The following is a 25,880-nucleotide window of genomic DNA, read 5'->3' as shown; positions in this document are numbered from 1 at the left end:
TCCTCTCAGTCCGACATGGCGACGAGGACCCGCCGCGAGCCGGTGTAGGGGCGGCGGCCGTGGCCGACCAGCACGTTGTCGATGAGCAGCACGTCGCCGGTGCGCCAGTCCACGTCCACGGCGGCGTCGAGCGCACGGTCGCGGACCTGGATGACGTACTCGTCCGGGATCGGCGAGCCGTCGGCGAACGCCACGGACTGCGGCATCTCCTCGACCGGCATGATCGCGGCGAGGGCCTTGGCGGTGTCGTCGCCGAGCGAGGCCGGGTGGAACTGGTCGGACTGGTTGAACCACACCTCGGTACCGGTCACCGGGTGCTCCAGGGTGGACGGCCGTACCTGGCTGACCCGCAGGCCGTCGCCGGTCCACTTCCAGGTCGCCCCGGAGGTGTCCAGGAACGCCTCGACCTCGTCGCGCTTGTCCGTCTCGAACGTGTCCTGCCAGCTCTTGCCGAGGCCGAGGCCGTCGTGCAGGTTCTGGGTGTAGCGGACACCCTTGGCGTACGCCTCGCGGACCTCGTCGTCGAGCAGGTTCAGCCACAGCTCGGCGTCCACGACCGGGGTCGCCCCGCCGGTCGCGGCGGCCGTGTGGCAGAAGAACATCAGCCGGGTCGGCCACGCGGAGGCGTAGGACAGCTCGTTGTGCATCGAGATCGTGAACTCCGGCGGGTACTCCGTCGAGGTGTACACGTTCTTGCCCACCTTGGTCCGCGGCGAGTTGCCGTGCACGTAGGCCAGGCGGTTGGGCAGCAGCAGGTCCATCACGCCATCGAGGGTGTCCTCCGTGACGTTGAACCCGCGGTAGACGAGGGCCTTCTCGGCGACGAGCTGCTCGTCGACGGCGGCGGAGCGCAGGTGGGCGACCAGTCCCTCGGGGGTCGCCTCGGCCCCGACATCGCTGGGATGGATCTCCAACGGTCCCCACTGGCGGTCGTTCATCGGCCTTCTCCCTCGGTCACTGATCGCAAGCGTTTCGGGTGCATGGTGGGGGGCGTTCCTATACTTTTTCTGTCGTGTCGACCCGGGGCGGCGCGGTGTCCTTCGCCGGCGCGTCGGGTTCCTTCTCCGCCGCCTCGCGGTCCGCACCCGCCCCGGCGAACGTGAGCACGGCGATCAGCGCGAGCACGACCATCACCGCGCCGAAGCCCAGCAGGACCGGGCGGATGCCGTAGTCCTGCATCAGCCAGCCCGCCGAGATCGCGCCCAGCGCGCTGGTGCCGGAGACCAGGAGCAGCACGACGCTGCCGACCCTGCCCTGCAGGTGGTTGGGCGTCATCCGGGACTGGTGCACGATGCCCGACACGGTGACCGCGCCCCCGATCAGGGACAGCAGGAAGAACAGGCCGCCGAGGGCGACCGGGTCGCGGGTCAGCGCCGCCGCCGGCATGGTGACGGCCCAGGCCGCGTGCGTGATGATCATGATGTACCGGATGCTCTGCCGCCGGATCCACCACCCGCCCAGCAGGGCCCCGCACATGCCGCCGATCCCGCCTGCCGCCAGGATCAGGCTCACCGTGGCCGGCGAGCGGCCGTCCTCCTTGACGATGAACTGCACGCCGAGGATCAGGCCCTGGAACAACAGGTTGCTGCCGGCGACGAGCAGGAGGGCGACCCGGAAGTACCGCTTGCGCCACACCCAGGCCAGGCCCTCGACCGCGCCGGCGATCGGGGAACTGCGCACCTTGGACGGGTCGGCGCGCATCGGCCCCTTCAGGCCGAGCAGGGTGCACAGGGACAGGAAGTAGAGCACGGCGCTGGACGCGAACGGCGCCCACCGGGCCAGCTCGAACAGGAACCCGCCGGCCGGGTGTCCGGCGAGCGCCGCCGCCCGGCCCCGGGCCTCGTTGCGGGCCAGGGCGGTGGGCAGCTGGTCGCGGGTCACCACGTTGGGCACGGCGGCCCGTTCGGCGAGCTGGTAGAAGATGGTCAGCGTGCCCTGGACGAACGCCACGGTGAACAGGTGCCACAGGAACAGCCGGCCGAAGAACAGCGGCACGGCGATGCTGACCGTGCCGCACAGCCGGATCGCGCTGGACCAGATCATCACCTTGCGCCGGTCCCAGCGGTCGACGAGCACCCCGGCTGGGAGCTGCACGAGCAGCATCGGCAGCAGGGCGGCGAACGCGACGAAGCCGGCGACGGTCTTGGAGTAGCCGGCGAAGACCACGACCAGGGTGAACGGCAGGGCGCTGAACCGCTCGGCGAGCACTGCCATGCCCGACCCGGTCCACAGCAGCAGGAAGCTCCTGTTCCGGCCCAGGGGCACCGGGACGGGCGTCTCGGCGACCAGGGTGTCGCCGGGGGCGGCCGGGGAACCCGGGCCGCCCGTCGTCTGCGTCACGCCGCGCACCATTCGAGCACCGCCATCGCGCTGTGCATCTTGTTCTCCGCCTGGTCGAACGCGACGCTGCGCGGCCCGTCGAGGATGTCGGCCGTGACCTCCTCGCCCCGGTGCGCCGGCAGGTCGTGGAAGAACACCGCGCGCGGGCTGCCCGTCCACAGCGACTCGTTGACCTGGAACGGGTCGAAGATGGTCCGCCAGTCCGGGTCAGGCTTGACGGTGCCGGTGGTCTGCCAGCGGGTGGTGTAGATGACGTCGAAGCCGTCGGGCAGGGCCGCCATGTCGTGGCGCTCCGCGACGGACGCGCCGGACCGGGCGGCCTGGGCGGCGGCGCGGTCGAGGACCCCGACGGGGAGGCCGTAGCCGGGCGGGGTGCGCAGTTCCAGCACGGTGCCCGGGAACCTGCTCAGGGCCAGGGCCAGGGCGACGGCGGAGTTGTTGCCCTCGCCGACGTACAGGACGCGGAGGTTCTCGATCTTGCCGAACTGGCGGTGGAGCGTGGTCAGGTCGGTCAGCCCCTGGGTGGGGTGTTCCTCGGCGCTCATCGCGTTGACGACGGCCATCCGGTCCTGGGCGGCCCAGGCGCGCATCTCGTCCTCGGCGTCGGAGGTGCGGGCGACGAGGAGGTCGACCATCCGGGACAGTACCCGTCCGGTGTCCTCGGTGGTTTCGCCCGTGTTCGTCTGCAGGTCGTTGGGGCCGTAGGTGACGATCTGCGCGCCGAGCCGCAGCGCGCCGGCCGAGAACGCCGTCCGGGTCCTGGTCGAGGTGCGCCGGAAGTAGATGCCGGCGACCAGGCCGTCGAGGGTGCGTTCCCGGGCGTCGGGGTGCGCGGCGAACCACGCACCTCGGTCCACGATGGAGCGCAGGTCGTCGTCCGTCAGGTCGTTGAGGGAGATCAGATGTCTCATTGGCCGGCCTCCGCCAGTTCGTCGTCGGACAGTGCGGCGATCTCGGCCCGGATCCGGTCCTCGACCAGGAGCGCGAGGTGCGCGACCGTGTTGCGTTCGAAGATGTCGCGGACCGGGATCTCCACGTCGAACTCCTCCTGGAGCCGCGAGGCGAGCCGGACCGCGAGCAGCGAGTGCCCGCCGAGGGCGAAGAAGCTGGCGTGCACTCCCGGTTCGACGCCGAGCAGCTCGACCCAGATCTCGCTGATCCGCTCCTCGACGACGTCGCGTGGGGCGACGAACTCGACGGTCGAGCGCAGCGCGTCGCGGTCCGGGGCGGGAAGGGCGCGCTTGTCGAGCTTCCCGTTGGCGGTCAGCGGGATCTTGTCGAGGGGTACGAACGCCGACGGCACCATGTACTCCGGCAGCCCCACCCCGCAGTGCTCGGCCAGCTCCGCGCCCCCGACCGAGGCGGTCGGCACGTAGTAGGCGACGAGGCGCTTGTCCCCCGGGCTCGGCTCGTCGGCGATCACGACGGCGTCGCGCACCGACGGGTGGCCGGCGAGGACGGCCTGCACCTCGCCCAGTTCGATCCGGTAGCCCCGGATCTTGACCTGGTCGTCGGCGCGGCCCAGGAACTCCAGGCTCCCGTCGACCCGGCGCTTGGCCAGGTCGCCGCTCTTGTACAGCCGGCCGGTCCCCCACGGGTCCGGCACGAACCGCTCGGCGGTCAGCTCCGGCCGGTTGAGATAGCCGCGCGCGACCCCGGGCCCGCCGACGTAGATCTCGCCGGGCACGCCGACCGGGACGAGGTTGCCGTCCGGGTCGAGCAGGTGGATCCGCAGGTCCGCGAGGGGGTGCCCGACCGGGTTGCCGGCGAGGGGCTCCAGGTCGCAGGCCTGCACCTGGTAGTAGGTGGAGTGCACGGTGGTCTCGGTGATGCCGTACATGTTGACCAGCGCCGGGTGCTCCACGCTGAACCGGTCGGTCCACGGCGCGAGGTCGGGCACGTCGAGCTTCTCGCCCGCGAACACGATCGCCCGCAGGTTCAACCGGTCGATCCGCGGGTCGCCGTCGCCGGCCAAGGCCACCAGGCTCCGGAAGGCGCTCGGCGTCTGGTTGAGGACCGTGACCTGGTGCTCGACGAGCAGGTCGAGGAACTCGTCGGGCGCGCGGGTCACCTCGCGGGGCACGACGACCAGCTTGCCGCCGTGCAGCAGCGCGCCCCACAGTTCCCAGACGGACACGTCGAACGCGTACGAGTGGAACAGCGGCCACACGTCGGTCGGCCCGAACTCGTAGTGCTCCCACGCGGACGTGAGCAGCCGCAGGACGTTCTCGTGGGTGAGACACACGCCCTTGGGCTTGCCGGTGGAGCCGGAGGTGTAGATGACGTAGATCAGGTTGTCGGGGGTGCTGCGCGGCTCCGGGTTGTGCTCCGGGCCTTCCAGCTCCTCGTCCAGCAACACCAGTGTGCCCTGCACGAGCCCGGCGTGTTCGGACCGGGTGACCACGATCTTCGCGCCCGCGTCGGCGAGCATGAAGCCGAGCCGGTCGGCCGGTTGCACCGGGTCGAGCGGCAGGTAGGCCGCTCCCGACTTGAGGACGCCCAGCAGGGTCGGGACCAGGTCCGGGCCGCGCTCCAGGCACACCCCGACGAGGGACTCCGGGCCGGCGCCGAGGCCGCGCAGGTGGTGGGCGAGCCGGTTGGCCCGGGCGTTGAGCTGCGCGTACGTCAGCTCGTGCTCGCCGAAGGCGACCGCGACGGCGTCGGGGGTCTCGGCGACCTGCTCCTCGAAGACCTCGTGCACGCATTTGGCCACCGGGTGCTCGGCGCGGGCCGGGGCCGCGAGCAGCGCCTTCTCGACCGGGTCGAGGAAGTCCACCCGGGACAGCGCGGTGTCCGGGTAGGTGGTGACCGCCTCCAGCAGGCCGACCAGGTGGTCGCCGAGCCGGGTCATGGTGGCCTCGTCGAACAGGGCCGTGGCGTACTCCAGGGCGCCGGACAGCGAGCCGTCCTCGCCCCGCCACATGAACAGGGTCACGTCGGTCTTGGAGATCCGCCACGCTTCCTGGAAGGCCTCGCCGCCCGAGTTGGCGGTCTGGCCCTCGTCGAGCAGGTCGAAGCCGACCTGGTACAGCGGGGTCCGCGACAGGTCCCGGTCGGGCTGCAGGTCCTCGACCAGCCGCTCGAACGGCAGCTCCTGGTGCGCGAACGCGTCGGTGCACACCGTGCGGACCCGGTCGAGGGCCTCCGCGAAGGTCGCACCCTCCAGGTTGGCCCGCAGGACCAGGGAGTTCAGGAAGCAGCCGACCAGGTTCTCGGCCTCGGGCCGGTCCCGCCCGGACACCGGCACCCCGACGACGGTGTCCCACTGCCCGGTGTAGCGGGCCAGGACCGCGCCGAACGCGGTGAGCAGGGTCATGAACGGGGTCGCCCCGTGCTGCTTGCCCAGCTTCTCCACAGCCGCCGCGAGGTCCGCCGGGACCGTGATCCGCACGCCGGAGCCGCGCGGGTCGCGCTCGGCGGGCCGGGGCCGGTCGGTGGGCACCTCGAGGGGGCGCAGGCCGTCGAGGGTGGCCCGCCAGTAGTCCAGGTCGCGGCCCAGGCGCTCGTCGGTGAGCCAGGAGCGCTGCCAGGCGGCGAAGTCGGCGTACTGCACGGGCAGCGGCGCCAGCTCCGTCCCGGCCAGCAGGGCGGCAAGTTCGCGCTCGATGACGACGGTGGATCCGCCGTCGGAGGCGATGTGGTGCAGGGTGAGCAGCAGGACGTGCTCCTCCCCGGGCACCCGGACGAGCAGTGCCCGCCAGACCGGGCCGGTGGCCAGGTCGAAACCCCGGGCCAACTGCTGGGCGAGCACGTCGGTCAGGTCGGCGGCGGCGGAGTCGGCGACCCGGAGCTCGACCGGGGACGGCGGGTCGATGACCTGCACGGGCTCGCCGGCCTCGGTGACATATCGGGTCCGCAGGATCTCGTGCCGGGCGGACAGGCCGTCCAGCGCCCGGCGGACGGCGGCCGGTTCGAGGGCGGCGTCCAGGCGGAGCATGACCGGCGCGACCCACTCGGGGCTGGCCGGCTGCATCCGGTCGAGGAACCACAGCCGGTGCTGGGCGAACGACAGCGGCAGCGCGCCGTCGCGGGGCACCGGCACGACCGGGGGCACGACCTCGGCGGGCAGGGTGAGCAGCAGGGCCTGCTGCTCGACCGTGGTGGCCGTGAACAGGCCGCGCAGCTGCACCTCGCCGCCGGACGCGACCCGCAGGGCCTTCGCCAGCCGGGTCAGCACGAGCGAGGAGCCGCCGAGGCTGAAGAAGTCGTCGTGCACCCCGACCCGGTCGACCTTGAGCAGGTCGGCCCAGACCTGCGCGACCAGAGCCTCAGCGGGGGTACGCGGCGCCACGAAGTCGGTGCCCTCCGGCTCCGGCGCGGGCAGCGCGGCCCGGTCGACCTTGCCGCTCGTGGTGAGCGGGAAGGCGTCGAGCTGGACGAACACTGCCGGGATCAGCGCCTCGGGCAGCCGGTCGCGGAGAAACTCGCGCAGTTCGGTGCCGGGCAGCGCCCGGGAGCCCACGACGTACCCGGCGAGGCGCTTGGACCCGTCGGCGTCGGAGAAGGCGACCACGGTCGCGCCCTTGACCTCGGCGTGCGCGGCGAGCGCGGCCTCGACCTCGCCGGGCTCGATCCGGACCCCGTTGATCTTGACCTGCTGGTCGATCCGACCCAGATACTCCAACGACCCGTCCGGCCGCCAGCGCACCTGGTCCCCGGTCCGGTACAGCCGGGTGCCCGGCTCGCCGTACGGGTCCGGGACGAACGTCGCGGCGGTCAGGTCCGGGCGGCCCAGGTAGCCCCGGCCCACGCCGACCCCGCCGGCGTGCAGCTCACCGGGCATGCCGACCGGGACCGGCTCGCCGTCGGCGTCGAGGACCAGGACCCGGTTGTTCGCGATCGGCCGGCCGATCGGCACCGGGCCGGTCTCCTGCACCGGGTCGAACGGGTGGGCCGTGACGTCGATGGCGCACTCGGTCGGGCCGTAGGTGTTCCACAGCTCGGCCTTCAGCCCGTCGGTGAGCCGGCGGCCCAGCTCGGCGTGCAGCGGCTCGCCGGCCGAGAACAGCAGCCGCAGCGACAGGCAGTCGCGCCAGGCCGGCTCGTCGGCGAGGAGGCGGTACACGGAGGGCACGCCCTGCAGCACCGTGATCTTGTGCCGGAGGATCGCGGCGACCAGCGAGGCGGGGTCGCGCTCCGCGCCGACCGGGGCGAGCACCACGGTGCCGCCGCTGATCAGCGGGGCGAAGAACTCCCAGCACGCCGCGTCGAACGTCAGCGCGGTCTTCTGCAGCACCCGGTCGGCCGCCGCCATCTGGTGCCGCTCGACGGCCCACAGCACCCGGTTGCGGATCGCGGCGTGCCCGACGACGACGCCCTTCGGCCGGCCGGTGGAGCCGGAGGTGTAGATCGCGTACGCGGCGTTGTCGCCGGTCACCTCGACGGCCGGCGGGGCCTCGGGCAGCGCCTGCACCTCACCCCAGCCGGGGGTCAGGCACACGGGCCGCGCGGCGGTACCGTGCAGCGCGTCGGCCAGGGACTCCTCGGTCAGGACGATCCGCGCCGCGGTGTCCTCCAGGACCCAGTGCAGCCGGTCGCGCGGGTGCTCGGGGTCCAGCGGGACGTACGCGGCCCCCGCCTTCCACACCGCGAGCAGCGCGACGACCAGGTCGGCGCCCCGGCGCATCCGTACCCCGACCAGGGATTCCGGGCCGACGCCGAGGCCGTGCAGGTGATGGGCGAGCCGGTTGGCCCGCAGGTCGAGTTCGCGGTAGCAGACGGTGCGGTGCTCGTCGATGACCGCCACGGCGTCCGGCGTGCGGGCGGCCTGCTCGGCGACGAGCTGGTGCAGGAGGCTCATGCGTTCGCCATCCGCTCACGCAGGCTCAGCGGGCGCAGGTCGGTCCAGATCTCGCCGATCCGGGCCAGGCACTCCTCGCGGCTGGCCTCAGGGCCGTCGAAGGCCCAGCCGGCGGGGGGCTGCCGGTCCGCCCACCACAGCGAGTACTGCTCCTCGTCGTTACGCACCACGCGGTACGTGCGGTCGTCAGACATGGCTCGCTCCTGCTCTCGACTCGGCGGGGTCCACCGAGCACGATGCGACCTTCCGCTATACGCCGCCTATATCCCCCTCTTGACAGTCACTACTATTTGACAGCTACTCTCATTTCATGAACCGTCGCTGGTGGGCCCTCGCGGCCCTCGTGCTCTCCGTCCTCGTCATCGGGCTCGACTCGACCGTGCTCAACGTGGCCCTGCCCACCCTCGCCGGGGCGCTGCGCGCCGACACGGGCGACCTGCAGTGGATCGTGGACGGCTACCTCGTGGTGTTCGCCGTGCTGCTGCTCCCCGCCGGGCTGCTCGGCGACCGGTACGGCCGCAAGAAGCTCCTGATCACCGGCCTCGTGCTCTTCGGGGCGGCGTCCCTGGCGGCCAGCTACACCACGGGCGTGCCCGGGCTGGTCGCCGCGCGGGCCGCGATGGGCTTCGGGGCGGCCCTGATCATCCCGCTGTCGATGGCCGTGATCCCCTCGGTCTTCCCGCCCGCCGAGCGCACGAAGGCCATCGCGATCTGGTCGGCCGGCGTCGCCCTCGGCCTGCCGCTCGGCCCGGTCCTCGGCGGCTGGCTGCTCGACCACTACTGGTGGGGCTCGATCTTCCTGATCAACGTGCCCGTCGTGCTGCTGGCCGTGCTGGTCACGGCCCTGATGGTGCCGGAGTCCCGCAACCCGGGGACCGAGCCGGTCGACCTGGCCGGGGTCGCGCTGTCCGTAGCCGGTCTCGGCGCCCTGGTCTACGGCGCGATCGAGCGCTCCCCCGGCTGGACCGTCGCCGGGGTCGCCGGCCTCGCCGGGTTCCTGCTCTGGCAGCGCCGGGCCCGGCACCCCATGCTGGACCTGCGGCTGTACGCCGACCGCAACTTCCTCTGGGGCTCCGTCGTGGCCACCCTCGCCACGTTCGGGCTGATGGGCGTCCTGTTCGTCCTGCCGCTCTACCTGCACCAGGTCCTCGGCTACGACGCGCTCGGCGTCGGCCTGCGACTCATCCCCCTGATGGCCGGCCTGCTCGTCGCCGGGCTGGCCAGCTCCCGGATCCTGCCCCGGGTCGGCCCCCGGCTCGCGGTCGGCGGCGGTCTCGTCGTCCTCGCGGTCGGCCTGGCGTTGGGCGCGACCACCGACGCCGCCGACGGCTACGGCTGGACCGCGCTGTGGCTGTCCGTGCTCGGGGTCGGCACCGGGGCGTCCCTGGTGCCGGCGATGGACACCGTGCTGGCCACGCTGCCGGCCGAGCGGACGGGAATCGGCTCGGCCGCCGTGCAGGCCATGCGGCAGGTCGGCGGCGCGCTCGGGGTCGCCGTCCTCGGTAGCCTGCTGTCCGGGCGACTGCCGGACCTGGTCGGCGGGATGCGGCTGGTCCTGGCCACGTGCGTGGTGTGCGTGGCGTTCGGCGCGGCCCTGGCCGGGTTCGGGTTGTCCGGCAGAATGAGGGCATGAGCCTGCGGGAGATGAAGAAGCTGCGGACCCGCCGGTCCATCCAGACCGAGGCGCTGCGACTCTTCGACCTCCAGGGGTACGAGGCGACCACGGTCGACCAGATCGCCGCAGCCGCCGAGGTGTCCCCGAGCACCTTCTTCCGGTACTTCGCGACGAAGGAGGACGTGGTCGTCGAGGACGAGTACGACCCGCTGATCGTGGAGGCGTTGCGGCGCCGGCCGGCCGGGGAGCCGCCCGTGGACGCGATCCGGGCGGTGCTCCGCGAGGTGTTCGTGCCGATCTACGCGGAGGACGGGGAGCGCATTCTCGCGCGTACCCGGCTGAGTTTGTCCGTTCCGCAGTTGCGGGCCCGGATGTGGGAGAACCTGCACCAGACCCAGGAGATGATCGTCACCGCACTGGACGCCGATCCCGCCGACACCCGGGTGCTGGTCGGGGCCGTGGTCGGGGCCTGGATGGCCGTGATCCGGACCTGGACCGACACCGGGGAGGGCGACCTGCCGGAGCTGCTGGACGACGCCCTGGTCCGGCTGGGCCGGGGCTTCCGGGAATGACAAGGGGGCGCTCCCCGCGCGCAGGGTGGTCGCGCGGGGAGCGCCGGTCGGTCAGACCAGCTTCACGCCGGGCGTCGTCGCCCAGCCCGGGAAGTTGGCGACCCCGTTGTTGGTGACGGTGAACGTGCCGTTGCCGTTGGAGAACGCCACCGGCACCGTTGTCCAGCCCGAACCGCCCGCGAGGGCGAAGTCGGTCCGGCCGTCGCCGTTGAAGTCACCGGCCGCGACCTGCACACCCGGGGTGGTCGCCCAGCCCGGGATGTTCGCGACGCCGTTGTTGGTGACGGTGAACGTGCCGTTGCCGTTGGAGAACGCCACCGGCACCGTCGTCCAGCCCGAACCGCCCGTGAGCAGGAAGTCCGCGCGGCCGTCGCCGTTGATGTCGCCGGCGGCCACCTGCACGCCGGGCGTCGTCGCCCAGCCCGGGATGTTCGCCACGCCGCTGTTCGTGACATTGAACGTGCCGTTCCCGTTGGAGAACGCCACCGGCACCGTCGTCCAGCCGCTGCCGCCGGTCAGCACGATGTCCGCCCGACCGTCGCCGTTGAAGTCGCCGGCCACGGCCTTGACGTTGGCCGTCGCGGCCCAGCCGGGGAAGTTCGCGACCCCGTTGTTGGTGACGGTGAACGTGCCGTTCCCGTTGGAGAACGCGACGGGTACCGTCGTCCAGCCCCCGCCGCCGGTCAACGCCAGGTCGGCCCGGCCGTCGCCGTTGAAGTCACCGGAGAGGAGCTTCACGCCCGGGGTGGTCGCCCAGCCCGGGAAGTTCGCGACGCCGTTGTTGGTGACGGTGAACGTGCCGTTGCCGTTGGAGAACGCCACCGGCACCGTGGTCCAGCCGGAGCCGCCCGCGAGGGCGATGTCGGCCCGGCCGTCGCCGTTGAAGTCACCGGAGACCGCCTGGACGCCAGCCGTGGCGGCCCAGCCCGGGAAGTTGGTCACGCCGTTGTTCGTGACGCTGAACGAGCCCGCGCCGTTGCCGAAGGCCACCGGCACCGTCGTCCAGCCCGAGCCACCGGTCAACGCCAGGTCGGAGCGCCCGTCGCCGTTGTAGTCGCGGGCGACCCGGGTGCCCGGGGTGGTGCACGGCGCGTCCTCGCCAGCGACGTTCACGCCGGTCCACGCGCCCTGCACGGCCTTGTACTCCGTCGAGCACAGCCCGTACAGGTCCGACGCCGCGGACAGGGTGGCCGCGCGCGCGTCGTTCGCGCCGACGGCGACGTATTTCGTGGAGCTGGTGAAGTACAGGTCCATCGCCCGGTACCAGATCTTCGCGGCCTTGTCCCGGCCGACCCCGGTCACCGGCGACGCGCCCGGGCACAGCGGGGCGTTGGCCGTGCTGCCCTCGGCGAGGAAGTAGTACGCCAGGTTGCCGACGCCCGAGGAGTAGTGCACGTCGATGTTGCCGATGCCGTCGTACCAGCAGTTCTTCGAGGAGCCGTCGAGCTTCGGGTCGTACATCCACCGCAGCGGGTTCCCGTTGCCGAAGATGTTGATCTTCTCGCCGATCAGGTAGTCGCCGGGGTCGCTGGCGTTGTTCGCCGAGTACTCCACCATCGTGCCCCAGATGTCGCTCGCGGACTCGTTCAGCCCGCCGGACTCGCCCGCGTAGGTCAGGCCGCCCGGGATGATGTTCTCGGTGATGCCGTGGCCCATCTCGTGCCCGGCGACGTCGATGGCGACCAGCGGGCGCTGGTTGTTCTGCCCGTCGCCGTAGGTCATCGTCGAGCCGTTCCAGAACGCGTTGATGTAGTTGCTGCCGTAGTGCACCCGGCTCGGCACACCGGTGCCGTTGCCGAAGATGCCGTTGCGACCGTGCACGTTCTTGAAGTAGTCGAAGGTCAGCGCCGCGCCGTAGTGCGCGTCCACGCCCGCCGACTGCCGGTTGGCCTGGGTGCCGTCGCCCCACACGTTGTCCGCGTCGGTGAACGTCGTGCACGTGCCGGAGCCCTGGTTCATGTCGCACGTGGAGTTGTTGCCGTGCGACGGGTCCACCATCGAGTACGACGGGGTGGTGTCGATCGTGACCGTGCCCGAGTAGATGCTTTTGCCGGTACCCGCGACGTTCAGCCCGTTGGGGAGGTCGCCGCCGCCGGTCCCCGTGGTGCCGGGGCCGTCCGCCGCGAACTCGCCGGTGCCGGTGCCGACCGTCCCCGGACCGTCCGTCGTGCGGTCGCCGGTGCCGGTGCCGCCGACACCCGGGCCGTCCGAAGCGAGGCCGCCGCCGCCCGTGCCGCCGGTGCCCGGGCCGCTCAGGGTCTTGACCTCGTCGAAGGAGCCGGTGACCGCGCCGGTCCGCGCGTCGGTCAGCACGTGCAGCACGCTGGGGGTCTGCGCGCGGGTCCCCCGCACGACGGTCTCCCACGCGAGGTGACCCGTGCCGGAGGTGGCGTCCACGACCAGCCGGGGCGCGTCCGCGCCGCTGACCGTGCCACTGAACGCCGCCCGGGAGGCCGACGCTGCCCGCACCGCGGGGACGGCGGCCTTCGTGTCCACCGCGAGCGGGGCGGCCAGGGCGTTGGTGACCCCGGCCAGGGTGCCGCCGGGCGCGTTGTGCACGACGAAGTCGCCGCCGAGCACCGGCAGCCCGGCGTACGTGCGGGTGTAGCGCACGTGCGACGCGCCGGAGGGTTCCGTGACCGTGCGGGCGACGGTGTACGCGTCGCCCGGGGCCGCGCTGACCGCGTCGGGATGAGACCTGATCGAGGCGTCGGCCGAGGCGACGGCCCGGGCCTGGAGAGACGGCGGGGCGGCCTGCGCGCTCGTGGACACGGCGGCCAGGAGGCCGGCGACGAGTGCGACAGTGCCGCCCGCGGCGAAGCGTCTGCTCATAGCGACTCACTCTCACTGAGGGATGTGGCGGTTACACCACCCGTACATCCATAACAGTGGATCTTATGCCGCGTCAGCACCCTGTCCGCTACTTGTCAGTCCATAGTGGTCTGTTTCCGTCACACGATAAGCCACCTGCCGCCCAACACCAGCGCGCCGACGGCGAACAGCAGGAAGAAACCCACCCAGACCAGCCCCGGCACCCGGGTCAGCCGGGCCAACTGGTCGGCGTCGGAGTCCGGCGCGCGGCCCCGGCGGCGCATCGCCTGCAGCTCGAACACCGGACGCACGCCGCCGAGGAGCAGGAACCACACCAGCAGGTACCCGAAGACGCCCTGCACGTCCGAGGAGCCGAACCACGACACCGCGAACAGGATCCCCATCGTGACCAGCACCGACAGGATGCCGAAGACGTTCCGGACCATGATCAGGATGCAGGGCAGCAGCAGCATGCTCCCCCACAGCAGCGCCGTGGGCCGCCCGCCGGCCAGCAGCGCCGCGCCGCCGAGGCCGAGCAGGGACGGGGTGACGTAGCCGGCGAGGGCCGTGAACACCATGCCCGGACCGGTCGGCCGCCCCCGGGTCAGGGTCAGGCCCGAACTGTCCGAGTGCAGCCGGATGCCCGACAGCCGCCGGCCGGACAGCACCGCGACCAGCGCGTGGCCGCCCTCGTGCGCGATCGTGACGAAACCCCTGGTCAGTCGCCAGACCTGGCTCGGACCGACGGCGCACGCCGCCACGAAGGCCGCGGCCATGACGAGCACCAGGGACGGGTGGGGCTGGACGGTGACCAAACGGTCCCACAGGGCAGACAACACGACAACCGGCCTCGCTCATCCTCGGGGTGAGCTGCCAGCGTGCCACGCCGACGCAAGGCCGACGAACGCCCGCCCGAGCCACCCCGTCCGGGCGGGGCGGCCGTCAGGCGTTCGCCGACTTCGCGGCGGCCTTCATCTTCTTCTTGAAGTCGCGCACCTTGCCCAGACTCCCCGCGTCCACGATGTCCGCCACCGACCGGTACGTGCCGGCCGGCCCGAAATCCCCCGCCGCCGCGCGCCAGCCCGTCGGTCGCACCCCGAACTGCTTGCCGAGCAGGGCCGTGAAGATCTGCGCCTTGGCCTTGCCGAAGCCCGGCAGGGTGCCGACCCGTTTCACCAGGTCCGCGCCACTGGTGGCGGCCGTCCACACCGAGGCGGGGTCGCCGTCGAAGTCGTCGAGGAGCACCCGGCACAGTTTCTGGGTGCGTTCGGCCATCGCGGCAGGGAAGCGGTGGATCGCCGGGACGGTCGAGAAGATCCGGGCGAACTCCTCGGGGTCGTGGTCGGCGATCGCCGCGGCGTCGAGCCGGGGGGTGCCGAGGCGGCCGGCCAGTAGGTACGGGCCGATGAACGCCTTCTCCAGCGGGATCTGCTGGTCGAGCAGCATCCCGATCAGCAGGGCGAGCGGGTCGGTGCGCAACAGCTCGTCGGCCGCCGGGTCCTGGGCGAGAAACAGCGTGCTCATCCGCCCAGCTTGCCAGATCCGAAACCCAGATTTCCCGGTACTCGCGGACGGGTTCCCCGCGGCGGCCGCCGTCAGGGGGTGTACACGCAGCCGTGGTAGCCGAAGCCGAACCGCTCGATCGTGCTCCGCTGCCGGCACACCGTCGCGCCGTCGGCGACGAAGAGGAAGTGGTACGGCTCGTAGAGGAGCTTGGTGTTCGGCAGCACGGTGTAGACGTGGCGGCGCAGTTCGGGCCGCAGTGCACGGTTGAGCCCGCCGCCGGTGGTGGTCGGGGAGACGTTGTCGACGCTGCCCAGGACGGCCGGTCCTCGACGGTCGGCGACCGTGACCCCGGTCGAGGCCAGGATGGTGGCGCTGCCGGCCTGGGCGACGTACCGGCTCACCAGGTACGGCATCAGGTAGTCGTCGTGGCCGACGAGGACCGCGCCGTCGTTGTCCGGCACCGTGCCGTCCACGGTCCGGAGGCAGGGGTAGTCCCCGGCGGCGATGTCCGCCTCGGTGACCCCCATCCGCGACAGCCAGAACGCGCGGGTTCCCGAGCCGACCCTTGGCAGCACCGGCGTGACAGGCGTGCCGCCGAAGCCGGTGTTCAGGCAGCGGTAGACCCGCTGCAACTGCGTGTAGGTCAGGTTCGACGGCAAGTCGCTGTCCTGGTTGATCGCGTAGGTCACCGCGTCGACGGCGTACGGGATGCTGGTGTAGCCGGGCACGTCCGCCGCCGTCGTGGTGGACAGGAAGTCGACGCAGCCGGTGATGTCGACGCCGTGGAAGACGCCGCCGAACTCGCCGTTGGCCGCCCGCAGCGCCGCGAGGGCCTCGGGTCCGTTGACCGGCCGGGGGAAGACGCATCCGGTGGGCCGGGTCTGGATCGCACCGCCCCCGCCGCTGGCCCAGCCGCCGATCAGCGAGCCGTCTGTGCCCAGTACCCCGGACAAGCCCTCGGTCAGGTTGTCCGTCACGTCCGTGGTGAGGCCGACGAGCTGGGGATATCGGCCTGGCGGCGGGTCGGCTGCCGCGGGGCTCGCGGCGGCGACCACGAGCAGGGCCAGGAAGAGCCCCATCGCGCCGCGCGGAGTCCGTGCCATATCAGTTCCCCCCGATGCCGAACCCCGCCGTGCCGCCCTCGGCGGCGGGGTCGTCCGGCGTGCCCACGTGCCCGCCGCGACCACGGCGCCGACTGCGAGCACTGGTCCGCGTGCTCCACGGGCCGCCCCCGTGTACCCGTCCCGGTCGGAACGGTGGAGCCCGATTCTGCCGGCCGAAGCCGACGGGACGTGCGGTGCGCGGTGCACGCCGGATGAACAGTTCGAGGCGCCGACGGCACCCACATTGAGCGGTTGTCCCGCGCCCGGCGGCCCCGTGCCGCCGGGCGCTGGACCCCTACTTGCGGTCGTGCACGTTCGCCGGGACGATCTGCGGCGCGAACGTGAACAGGTCCGGGTTGTGCGGGTCGACGGTCAGGCTGACCCAGTGGCTGTTGAGGTCGCCGAACGTCTCCACCCGGGTGAAGTTGCCGATCACCTGGCCGTTGTCGTAGGTCAGCGGCTTGTCCTGCTTGTAGTAATGCGAGTCGCCGTGCACGAGGGCGACCTGGCCCTTGAACGCCAGCACCTCGGTGCGCAGCGCGGCGACGATCTCGGTGAAGCCGTCGTAGCTGCGCGGGTCGGTCAGCCGGCCCTCGTTGTTGAAGTTCGGGTCGGCCTGCCACACGACGACCACTCCCTGGTCGCCCCGGGCCGTGGCCTGCGCGAACGTCTCGTGCATCCAGGCGATGTTGGCGGCGAGCCGGGCGGTGTGCTCGGCGTCCTGGCGGGCGATCTCGGCGGCGGGGCGGGCCTCGCCGTCGACCCCGGCGTGCGGGAAGTTGTCGTTGCTGCCCTGCACGTTGAGGCCCAGGTAGGTGACGGGGCCGCAGGCGAAGCGGTTGTTCTCCGGGTACGCCGGCTGCCGCTCGATCTTCATCGGCTTCTTGCCCTGCGAGTAGGGCGTGGAGTAGAACACGGAACGCTCGTAGTCGAGGCGCTCGATCGGGTCGTAGGCCCCGTTGTTGGCCCGGTGGCAGTCGGTCCAGTCGTTGTCGCCCGGCAGGACGACGACCGGCTTGGTCATGGCGTTGAAGCGGGCGAGCGCGTCGGCGTACATCGCGTTGTCGCAGCGCTCCTTGCCGTTCTTCAGGTCGCCGTCGTAGATCGAGAAGTTCACGTTGGCGGCGTTGATGTGGTCGGCGAGGGCCGCGAACTCCGACCGGCCGCCGTTGCCGTAGTTGACGTCGCCGAACAGTCCGACGGTGTACTTGTGCCAGCCGAGCTTCGCGCCGTCCTCCGGCGCGGCCTGGCCGGTGGCGGCCACCCCGACGACGGCGGCCACGGCGAGTCCCGTGGCGATGGCCACCTTGCGCAGTGCGAACACGATGCCTCCAGGGAAGAATTGGGATTCCTCCCCGGATCGCAGCGCACCCCGGTGATGCCCAGGTGACGTGCAACCAAGCTCAGGACCATCATCGGGTACGGATCAGGTGTCCACGTCCCCGGCGACACGCGCGGTGCCCGGCGATGGCGGCACGTGTCCGGACATCGCCGTCAGCGGCGTCCGGCCGCGACGACGTCAGCGGCATCGGGCCGCAGGCACGGCAACGGGCATCCGGACGCAGGCACGGCAGCGGGCATCCGGCCGGAGGTGGCGCCCCCGGCACGTGACCGGAGGGTGCCTGTCGCGGTCACGGTTCCTCCACGGCCGCGTGCCGGGGGCCCTTCGGTGGCGCGTTCTCCGGGAAGTGGCACGCCACCCGGTGCCCCGGCGCCAGCTCCAGAAGCGGGGGCTCCACGGTCCGGCAGATGTCCTGCACCTTCCAGCACCGGGTGTGGAACCGGCAGGCCGGCGGCGGGTCCAACGGGGACGGCGGGTCGCCGCCGAGCAGGATCCGCTCCCGGCGCTGGTGGTGCTTGGCTGCCGCCACGGGCACGGCCGACATCAGGGCGACGGTGTAGGGGTGCATGGGCGTGTCGTAGAGGCCCTGGCGCGGCCCCAGTTCCACGATCTTGCCGAGGTACATGACGGCGACCCGGTCGCTGATGTGCCGGACCACGGACAGGTCGTGCGCGATGACCAGGTAGGTCAGGTTCAGCTCGTCCTGCAGGTCCTCCAGTAGGTTGACGACCTGGGCCTGGATGGACACGTCGAGCGCGGACACCGGCTCGTCGGCGACGATCAGCTTGGGCCGCAGCGCCAGGGTGCGGGCGATGCCGATCCGCTGGCGCTGGCCGCCGGAGAACTCGTGCGGGTAGCGGTTGTAGTGCTCGGGGCTCAGGCCGACCATCTCGAGGATCTCCTGCACGGCGCGTTTGGTGCCGTGCTCGGTGGCGATGCCCTGGATCCGGAAGGGCGCGCCGACGATCGTGCCGACGGTGTGCCGGGGGTTGAGGGACGAGTAGGGGTCCTGGAAGATCATCTGGATGTCGCGGCGGCGGGGACGCATCGCGTTGGCGGACAGGTGGGTGATGTCGTGCCCGTCGAACACGATCTTCCCCGCGCTCGGTTCGAGCAGCCGGACGAGGAGCCGGCCGGTCGTGGTCTTGCCGCAGCCGGACTCCCCGACCAGCCCGAGCGTCTCCCCGGTACTGACCGTGAAGTCCAGCCCGTCGACCGCCCGGACCGCCCCGACCTTGCGCCGCCACAGCGCGCCGTGCGTCACGGGGAAGTGCTTGGTCAGCCCGGTGACCTCCAGCAGAGTCGTCATTGCCCCTCCAGCCTGGGCCGGATCTCGTCGGTGAAGATGCCGCGCCGGACGCCGGGCGGCAGATGGCAGGCGACCCGGTGGCCGCCGCCGACGTCCTCCAGCTCGGGGGTCTCGGTCTCGCTCAGCCCGTCGTTGGCGACGGCGTACCGGCACCGGGGGTGGAACGCGCACCCGGTCGGCAGGTTGATCATGCTGGGCGGGGTGCCGGCGATCTGGGCCAGCCGCGCCGTGGGCTCGACGTCGAGGCGGGGCACCGAACCGAGCAGGCCCCAGGTGTAGGGGTGCTCGGCCCGGTCGAACAGGTCCTCGGAGGAGGCGTGCTCGACGGCCCGGCCGGCGTACATGACGAGGATGTCGTCGGCCAGTTCCGCGACGACGCCCAGGTCGTGGGTGATGACGATGACCGCCGCCCCGAAGTCGCGTTGCAGGTCGCGGATCAGGTCGAGGATCTGGGCCTGCACCGTGACGTCGAGGGCGGTGGTGGGCTCGTCGGCGATCAGCAGGTCGGGGTCGCAACTCAGCGCCATCGCGATCATGGCCCGCTGGCGCATGCCGCCGGAGAACTGGTGCGGGTAGTCGTCGACCCGCTTGTCCGGGCGCGGGATGCCGACCCGGCCGAGCATGTCGATCGCGTGCTTGCGGGCGACGGCCTTGGAGACCGCGTTGTGCACCTGGTACGCCTCCACGATCTGCCGGCCCACGGTGTAGAACGGGTGCATCGCCGACAGCGGGTCCTGGAAGATCATGGCCATCTTCTTGCCGCGCAACCGGCGGACCCGGTCGCGGGTGGCGCCCACCAGCTCCAGGCCGTCGAGCCAGATCTCGCCGGTGATCGTGGGGTGCCCGGTCTTCAGCAGGCCCATGATGGCCATGCTCGTCACGCTCTTGCCGGAGCCGGACTCCCCCACGATGCCCAGGGTCTTGCCGCGATCGAGGGCGAAGGTCAGCCCGCCGACGGAGTGCACCAGCCCGTCGTCGGTCGGGAACGTCACGTGTAGGTCGTTGACCTCGAGAAACGCCATCACAGCCTCACTCTGGGGTCGGCGACGGCGTACAGGATGTCGACCGTCAGGTTGGCCAGCACGATGAACAGCGCGGCGAGCATGGTCACGCCGAGCACCTGGGGCAGGTCGTTGTTGTTGATCGCGTCGATGGCGTACCGGCCGATGCCGGGCAGCGAGTAGGTGCTCTCCGTGAGCACCGCCCCGCCGAGCAGCAGCCCGATGTCCAGGCCGAACACGGTCAGGATCGGGGTGAGGGTGGCCCGCAGCGCGTGCCGGGTCACCACGATCGGCTCGGTGAGCCCCTTGGCCCGGGCGGTGCGGATGAAGTCCTCCCCCATCGTCTCCAGCATCCCGGCGCGGGTGAGCCGGGCGTACAGGGCCGCGTACAGGAAGGCCAGGGTCACCCAGGGCAGCAGGAGGTTGTCGGCCCACTCCAGGGGGTTCTCCGTCAGCGGCACGTAGTTCACGCCGCTGGGTCTGAACAGGGCCAGCGACAACAGACCGGTGAAGAAGATCGGCAACGACACCCCGCCGAGGGCGACGAGCATCGCCGCCCGGTCGAAGAACGTGCCCTTGCGCAGGGCGGAGAGCACCCCGATCGCCACCCCGGCGATGAGCCACAGGATCGACGCGCCCGCCGCCAGGGACGCCGTCACCCCGATCCGGTCCACGAGGTCCGGCCAGACCGGGCGCTGGGTCTTGAAGGAGTAGCCGAAGCAGGGCGGCGGGCAGTACTCCTTGTCGGGGCCGAACTCGAAGTCCCGGCCGGCGACGATGCCCTTGACGAACTGGCCGTACTGCACCACCAGCGGCTTGTCCAACCCCAGCTTGACCTTCGTGGCCTCGATCTCGGCCTGGCTCGGGTCCTTGCCCACGTACTGGGCGGCCAACTGGTCGACGGACTGCCCGGCGATCCGGGGCACGATGAAGAAGATCGCGAACGTGACCATGCTGGTGATGAACAGCAGCACGATCGCGCCGAGCAACCGTCGGATCAGGAAAGCCGCCATAGTAGCCGCCCGGGACGTCACCGCCCCGGGCGTTCACCCCCCGTCACTGCTTGCCGAGTTGGGTGTAGTTGTACATGCCGTACGAGTAGTCGATGACCACGTTCGTCATCGCCGGGTTGCGGTAGAGCAGCCCCTTGCCGTACAGGAACGGCACCAGTGAGGCGTGTTCCATCGCGGCCTTGTCGATCTGGCCGTAGATCGCCTCGCGCTCCTTCGCGTCGGTGCTCGCCGCGGCCTTGTCGAACAGGGCGTTGATCGCCGGGTCGTCCATCTCCTGGACGTTGGTGTTGCCCTGCGGCTTGATCGTGCGGCCGTCGACGAGCTGCTGGAGGAACCCGAAGCCGGTCGGCCAGTCGGCGGACCAGCCGTGGAACACGATCCCGATGTTGTTGGTCTTCACGTACTCGGGCGCGCCGGCGAACCGGGTGAAGTACTGCCCGGCCGGCACCGACTTGATCTCGGTCTTGATGCCCACCTTGCTCAGCGCCTGCTGCAGCGCCTCGCCGGAGGCGACCTCCTTGGGCCGGTCGGCGCGGAGCAGGATCGTCGTGGAGAAGCCATCCGGCTTGCCGCACTTGGCCAGGGCGTCCTTGGCCTTGGCCACGTCGCCCTTGGAGTCGGGCGTGGCGAACAGGTCGAACTTCTGGTAGCCGACGATCGTCGGGGGCAGCATCGTGGTGGCGATGTCGCCACCGGCGATCGGCCCGCCGTAGGCGGTCTGCAGCGACACCTTGTCCGTGGCGTACTGCACGGCCCTGCGGCACTCGATGTTGTCGAACGGCGCGACCTTCTCGTCCATCACGAAGAACCACAGCCGGCCGGTGAAGGTGTTGTCCGAGTTGGCCTTCAGCTTCGGGTCGGACAGGATCTTCGACTGGGCGGCGGCCTGTACCCCGGAGCCGGCCACGTCGGCGTCCAGCGAGCCGGCCAGCAGCCGGTTGTCGATGTCCTCAGCCGTGGTCTTGAGCTTCACGTCGATCTTGTCGACGAGCTGCTTGCGGTTGGGGTCACCGGTGTCCCAGTTGGGGTTCTTGCTGAGCAGGAACTGCTTGCCCGGCTCGTAGGAGTCCACCTTGTACGACCCTGTCGACAGCGGGTGCTCCTGGTACTTGGCCCCGGTGTCCTTCGCCTGCGGCACCGGCACCGTCTGGGGGCTGGACACCAGGAAGTCGAAGTCGCCGAACGGGGACTTGAGCTTGAACACGACCGTGGAGTCGTCCGGCGTCTGGATCCCGGTGAACGCGTTCATGTCCGGCGTCTTGTACGGGCCCTTGTAGTCCCCCGCGTCGAGGAAGTCGACGAAGTAGGTGGGGCCGTTGGGCAGCACGTCGCGGGCGTACGTGCGCGCCACGGCGTACTTGACGTCCGCGGCCTTCACCGGCGTGCCGTCCTCGTACTTCACCCCGGGCTTGAGCTTGTAGGTGATCGTCTTCCCGCCGTCGGACACCTGGCCGAGGCCGGTGGCCAGGTCGGGCACCAGCTCCAGGCCGGCCTTGCCCGCCGCGGGCTTGAACATGGTCAACGACCGGCCGTAGAGCCGGGCGAAGTCCCAGGAGAACGCGTAGTAGGTGTTGCCGGGGTCGATGGAGTCCCAGTCGTCGGAGATCGCGAGGTTGAGCGTGCCGCCCTTGTGGTCCGAGGCGTTCACGATCTTCGAGTCGGCCGCGTTGAACACGGCGGTACCCGTCTTCGTGGTGGTGTTGTTGCCGCTGCTGCATGCCGATAGCCCGAGGGCCAGCGCGACCCCGGCGACCATGGTCGCTCTTCTCATTGTGTTGCCACCCCCTCGGGTGTCAGCGCGCCCGTGGGTCGAGCGCGTCGCGGAGCCCGTCGCCGAGCAGGTTGAAGGCCATCACGGTGAGGAAGATGGCCAGTCCGGGCACGACCATGTACATCGGGGCCACGGAGTAGAAGGGGACGGCGTCGGCGAGCATCTTGCCCCAGGAGGGGGTGGGGGGCCGGATGCCGACGCCGAGGAAGGACAACGCCGCCTCGAAGAGGATGTTGGTGGGGATCATCAGGGTCGCGTACACCAGGACCGGCGCGAACAGGTTGGGCAGCAGCTCGCGGAACACCACGTGGAAGCCGCGCGCGCCCAGGCTGCGGGAGGCGTCCACGAACTCGCGTTCCCGCAGCGACAGGGTCTGGCCCCGCACGATCCGGCCGACGTAGGGCCAGTTGAAGAAGCCGATGATGAAGACGAGTACCGCGATCCGCAGCGTGTTGCCGCTCATCCCGAACGCGTGGTCGGGGATGACCCCGGCCAGCGCGAGTGCGAACAACAGCAGCGGGAACGCGAGGAACACGTCCATGGTCCGGCTGATCAGGGTGTCGACCCAGCCGCCCATGTAGCCGGCGATGACGCCGAGCACGGTGCCGATCGTCACCGACAGCAGGGTGGCCAGGAAGCCGATCAGCAGGGAGATCTGCGCGCCGTAGAGGATCCGGCTGAACACGTCGCGCCCGCTGCGCGGCTCCACGCCCAGCGGGTGGTCCCAGCTGAACCCGGCGAAGACCCCCTCGCCCTTCGGCTTGCTGAACGTCGGGTCGATCAGGTCCTGGTGGAAGTCCGTGGGCGAACCCCCGGTGATCTTCACGAGCAGCGGCGCCAGGACCGCGGCCAGCACCAGGATCACGATGACGACCCCGCCGCCGAGCGCGAGGCGATCACGTTTCAGCCGGGTCCAGGCGATCTGTCCCAGCGAGCGGCCTTCAATAACCGTCGCTACCACAGGAATCAGACTATGTCGACCCTGGGCCATATAGAGCAAAAAGAACAAATCCCAGATGTTACGAGCGGGGCGTCTCCGGCGAGGCGCCCCACTCCCGCGTTCCCTACAGCGCGACGGCCAGCCGGGTCGCCTGGTCGATCGCGCGCTTGGCGTCCAGCTCGGCGGCGACGTCCGCCCCGCCGACCAGGTGCACCGCGACGCCGGCGGCGACCAGCCCGTCGTACAGGTCCCGACGCGGCTCCTGGCCCGCGCACACCACGACCGTGTCCACGGCGAGCACCCGGGAGCTGTCCCCCACGGTCACGTGCAGGCCCTCGTCGTCGATCCGGTCGTAGCTGGCCCCGCTGATCATCTCGACGCCCTTGTGGGTCAGCGCCGCCCGGTGCACCCACCCGGAGGTCTTGCCGAGGCCCGCGCCGACCCGGGTGGTCTTGCGCTGCACGAGGTAGACCTGCCGCGGCGACGGGGTGTCCACCCGCTCGGCGAGCCCGCCCCGGGGACCCTCGTCCTGGGTCACGCCCCACTCGGCGCGCCAGGCTGCCGGGTCCAGGGTCGCCGAGTCGGGGTGCACCAGGAAGCTGCTCACGTCGAAGCCGATCCCGCCGGCCCCGATCACCGCGACCCGCGCGCCGACCGCGGCGCCCTGGATGACGTCCACGTACGACAGCACCTTCGGGTGGTCCACCCCGGGGATGGCCGGGGTGCGGGGCGAGACGCCGGTGGCGAGCAGCACGGCGTCGTACCCCTCTCGGGCCAGGTCTTCCGCCGTGGCCCTGGTGCCGAGCTTCGTGCGGACGCCGGCCAGCTCGATCCGGCGGGCGAAGTAGCGCAGGGTCTCGTGGAACTCCTCCTTGCCGGGGATCCGCTTGGCCAGGTTGAACTGGCCGCCGATCTCGCCGGCCGCCTCGATCAGGTCCACCTGGTGGCCCCGCTCGGCCAGGGTGCTCGCGGCGGCCAGCCCGGCCGGCCCCGCCCCGACGACGGCGAACCGCTTCCGCCGCACGGTCGGCACCGGCAGGTACGCCGCCTCGGTCTCCCGCCCGGCCCTGGGGTTGACCAGGCACGTCACGGTCTTCCGCTGGAACGTGTGGTCCAGGCACGCCTGGTTGCACGCGATGCACGTGTTGATCTCGTCGGCCCGGTCGCCGGCGGCCTTGCGCACCCAGTCCGGATCGGCGAGCAACGGCCGGGCCATCGACACCAGGTCCGCCTCGCCCCGGGCCAGGATGCCCTCGGCCACGTCGGGCATGTTGATCCGGTTCGACGCGACCAGCGGGATGCCGACGTGCGGCTTCAGCCGGCCCGTGGTCCACGCGAACGCCGCCCGGGGCACCGAGGTCACGATCGTCGGCACCCTGGCCTCGTGCCAGCCGATGCCGGTGTTGAGCAGGGTCGCCCCTGCGGCCTCCAGCTCGGTCGCGAGCTCCACGACCTCCGCCCAGTCCTGGCCGTTGGCGACGAGGTCGAGGAGGCTCAGCCGGTACATGACGACGAAGTCCGGGCCGACCGCCTCCCGGGTCCGGCGGACGATCTCCACGGGGAGGCGGCGGCGGTTCTCGGCGGACCCGCCCCACCTGTCGGTGCGCCGGTTCGTGCGGGGCGCGAGGAACTGGTTGATCAGGTAGCCCTCCGACCCCATGATCTCCACGCCGTCGTAGCCGGCCCGCTGGGCCAGCTTCGCCGCCCGGACGAACGCGCCGATCTGCCGCTCCACCCCTCTTCCGCTGAGCGCACGGGGCTTGAACGGGGTGATCGGGGACTTCACGGCCGACGCGGAGACACTGAGCGGGTGGTACGCGTACCGCCCCGCGTGCAGGATCTGGAGCAGGATCCGGCCGCCCTCGGCGTGCACCGCGTCGGTGACCGTGCGGTGCCCGTCGGCGGCCCGACCACTGGCCATGGTGCCGGCGAAGGGCAGCAGCCAGCCCTCCCAGTTCGGCGCGTACCCGCCCGTGACGATCAGGCCGACGCCGCCGGCCGCCCGCTCGCCGAAGTACGCCGCGAGTTTGGGCAGGTCACGGGCCCTGTCCTCCAGGCCGGTGTGCATCGAGCCCATCACGACCCGGTTGGCGAGGGTCACGGAACCCAGGTCGAGGGGCTCCAACAGCCGGGGGTAGGGGCTCATGTCATGTCTCCCAGTTCGGTGAGGACCTCTTCGCACCAGGCGAGCCAGCCCTGTTCGTAGCGGATGCCGGCCCGCAGCACGAGGTGCTGCAGCCGGCGGGCGGAATCGCGGGTCTCCCCGGCCGGGAAGTCGCGCTCCTCGATCTCGGTGTAGAGGGCGAGCCGCTCGGCGTGCGCGTCGCGGTGCCCGGTCACGTCGGCCACCAGCACCGCCGGGTCGTCGAACGCCGCGCCGCGCACCTTCACCCCCAGGTCCGAGCGGTGCTGCTCGGGTTCGCTCGGGGCGCGCATCCACGCGGCGAGGGCCGCGCGGCCGGCGTCGGTGACGGTGTAGACCTTCGTGATCCGGTGCGCCTCGTCGGGCACCTCCGCGATGTCCACCCAGCCGTCGGCCGTCATCCGGTGCAGCACCCGGTAGATCTGCTGATGTGAGGCCGCCCAGAAGAAGCCGATCGACCGGTCGAAGCGCCGGGCCAGCTCGTAGCCCGTGCCGGGTTTCTCCAGCAGGGAGACGACGATCGCGTGTTCCAGGGCCATGCCGCCCAGTATTGCCTGCAACTAGTTGCAGTGCAACCCGTTGCAATGGCCGAACTTCGTCCTGAAAAGCCTAGG

At 71.4% G+C, this 25,880-nt stretch carries 19 protein-coding genes; 2 read left to right on the top strand and 17 right to left on the bottom strand.

Features of this window, described 5'->3' with window-relative positions; translation table 11 throughout:
* Positions 1 to 5 precede the first annotated feature (5 nt).
* From IW245_RS06285 to IW245_RS06265, 5 genes are read right to left on the bottom strand one after another with little or no spacing between them, the layout of a single operon-like run.
* The gene (locus tag IW245_RS06285; RefSeq protein WP_197002250.1) at positions 6 to 938 is read right to left on the bottom strand and encodes a TauD/TfdA family dioxygenase; all 933 of its coding nucleotides are present in this window, start codon (positions 936 to 938) and stop codon (positions 6 to 8) included.
* Positions 939 to 996: 58 nt separating this feature from the next.
* Entirely contained in the window at positions 997 to 2,340 is a 1,344-nt protein-coding gene (locus tag IW245_RS06280; protein WP_197002249.1) for an MFS transporter, read from the bottom strand.
* The gene (locus IW245_RS06275; RefSeq protein WP_197002248.1) at positions 2,337 to 3,251 is read right to left on the bottom strand and encodes an ornithine carbamoyltransferase; all 915 of its coding nucleotides are present in this window, start codon (positions 3,249 to 3,251) and stop codon (positions 2,337 to 2,339) included. The genes IW245_RS06280 and IW245_RS06275 overlap by 4 nt, the downstream gene beginning before the upstream one ends.
* Positions 3,248 to 8,140: a non-ribosomal peptide synthetase gene (locus tag IW245_RS06270; RefSeq protein WP_197002247.1), complete on the bottom strand. Its 4,893-nt coding sequence runs from the start codon at positions 8,138 to 8,140 to the stop codon at positions 3,248 to 3,250. The genes IW245_RS06275 and IW245_RS06270 overlap by 4 nt, the downstream gene beginning before the upstream one ends.
* The gene (locus tag IW245_RS06265) at positions 8,137 to 8,334 is read right to left on the bottom strand and encodes an MbtH family protein (RefSeq protein ID WP_197002246.1); all 198 of its coding nucleotides are present in this window, start codon (positions 8,332 to 8,334) and stop codon (positions 8,137 to 8,139) included. Before IW245_RS06265 ends, IW245_RS06270 begins: the two co-directional genes overlap by 4 nt.
* 116 nt (positions 8,335 to 8,450) lie before the next feature.
* Here IW245_RS06265 and IW245_RS06260 point away from each other — a divergent pair, with 116 nt between their 5' ends.
* Positions 8,451 to 9,773, top strand: coding sequence for a DHA2 family efflux MFS transporter permease subunit (locus IW245_RS06260; protein ID WP_197002245.1), 1,323 nt, complete (start codon positions 8,451 to 8,453; stop codon positions 9,771 to 9,773).
* Positions 9,770 to 10,327, top strand: a complete 558-nt coding sequence (locus IW245_RS06255) for an acyl-CoA-like ligand-binding transcription factor (RefSeq protein WP_197002244.1) — start codon at positions 9,770 to 9,772, stop codon at positions 10,325 to 10,327. The genes IW245_RS06260 and IW245_RS06255 overlap by 4 nt, the downstream gene beginning before the upstream one ends.
* Positions 10,328 to 10,378: 51 nt before the next feature.
* On the opposite strand, the gene IW245_RS06250 is transcribed toward IW245_RS06255, so the two are convergent.
* From IW245_RS06250 to IW245_RS06195, 12 genes are all read right to left on the bottom strand, one after another.
* Complete coding sequence (locus IW245_RS06250; protein WP_197002243.1) at positions 10,379 to 13,159, bottom strand: M4 family metallopeptidase; 2,781 nt, start codon at positions 13,157 to 13,159, stop codon at positions 10,379 to 10,381.
* 119 nt (positions 13,160 to 13,278) lie between these two features.
* Positions 13,279 to 13,914, bottom strand: coding sequence for a M50 family metallopeptidase (locus IW245_RS06245; RefSeq protein WP_197008351.1), 636 nt, complete (start codon positions 13,912 to 13,914; stop codon positions 13,279 to 13,281).
* Positions 13,915 to 14,080: 166 nt separating this feature from the next.
* On the bottom strand, positions 14,081 to 14,662 hold the full coding sequence (locus IW245_RS06240; protein WP_197002242.1) for an HhH-GPD-type base excision DNA repair protein: 582 nt from the start codon (positions 14,660 to 14,662) through the stop codon (positions 14,081 to 14,083).
* A 71-nt stretch (positions 14,663 to 14,733) separates the two neighbouring features.
* Complete coding sequence (locus IW245_RS06235) at positions 14,734 to 15,747, bottom strand: type 2 periplasmic-binding domain-containing protein (protein ID WP_197002241.1); 1,014 nt, start codon at positions 15,745 to 15,747, stop codon at positions 14,734 to 14,736.
* Positions 15,748 to 16,042: 295 nt separating this feature from the next.
* On the bottom strand, positions 16,043 to 17,071 hold the full coding sequence (locus IW245_RS06230) for a metallophosphoesterase (RefSeq protein WP_197002240.1): 1,029 nt from the start codon (positions 17,069 to 17,071) through the stop codon (positions 16,043 to 16,045).
* A 307-nt stretch (positions 17,072 to 17,378) separates the two neighbouring features.
* The gene (locus IW245_RS06225) at positions 17,379 to 18,398 is read right to left on the bottom strand and encodes an ABC transporter ATP-binding protein (protein WP_197002239.1); all 1,020 of its coding nucleotides are present in this window, start codon (positions 18,396 to 18,398) and stop codon (positions 17,379 to 17,381) included.
* The gene (locus IW245_RS06220; RefSeq protein ID WP_197008350.1) at positions 18,395 to 19,420 is read right to left on the bottom strand and encodes an ABC transporter ATP-binding protein; all 1,026 of its coding nucleotides are present in this window, start codon (positions 19,418 to 19,420) and stop codon (positions 18,395 to 18,397) included. The genes IW245_RS06225 and IW245_RS06220 overlap by 4 nt, the downstream gene beginning before the upstream one ends.
* Positions 19,420 to 20,412, bottom strand: a complete 993-nt coding sequence (locus tag IW245_RS06215; protein WP_197002238.1) for an ABC transporter permease — start codon at positions 20,410 to 20,412, stop codon at positions 19,420 to 19,422. The genes IW245_RS06220 and IW245_RS06215 overlap by 1 nt, the downstream gene beginning before the upstream one ends.
* A gap of 43 nt (positions 20,413 to 20,455) precedes the next feature.
* Entirely contained in the window at positions 20,456 to 22,183 is a 1,728-nt protein-coding gene (locus tag IW245_RS06210; protein ID WP_197002237.1) for an ABC transporter substrate-binding protein, read from the bottom strand.
* Positions 22,184 to 22,205: 22 nt separating this feature from the next.
* Positions 22,206 to 23,144, bottom strand: a complete 939-nt coding sequence (locus tag IW245_RS06205; RefSeq protein ID WP_233472610.1) for an ABC transporter permease — start codon at positions 23,142 to 23,144, stop codon at positions 22,206 to 22,208.
* Between the two features lie 103 nt (positions 23,145 to 23,247).
* Positions 23,248 to 25,269, bottom strand: a complete 2,022-nt coding sequence (locus IW245_RS06200; protein ID WP_197002235.1) for an oxidoreductase — start codon at positions 25,267 to 25,269, stop codon at positions 23,248 to 23,250.
* Positions 25,266 to 25,805 carry a PadR family transcriptional regulator gene (locus tag IW245_RS06195; protein ID WP_197002234.1) on the bottom strand — a complete coding sequence of 180 codons (540 nt, stop codon included), beginning with the start codon at positions 25,803 to 25,805 and terminating at the stop codon, positions 25,266 to 25,268. The genes IW245_RS06200 and IW245_RS06195 overlap by 4 nt, the downstream gene beginning before the upstream one ends.
* Between the last annotated feature and the right edge of the window lie 75 nt (positions 25,806 to 25,880).

This window comes from Longispora fulva (assembly GCF_015751905.1).
GTDB lineage: Bacteria > Actinomycetota > Actinomycetes > Mycobacteriales > Micromonosporaceae > Longispora > Longispora fulva.
This window is presented reverse-complemented; position numbering and strand designations above follow the sequence as displayed.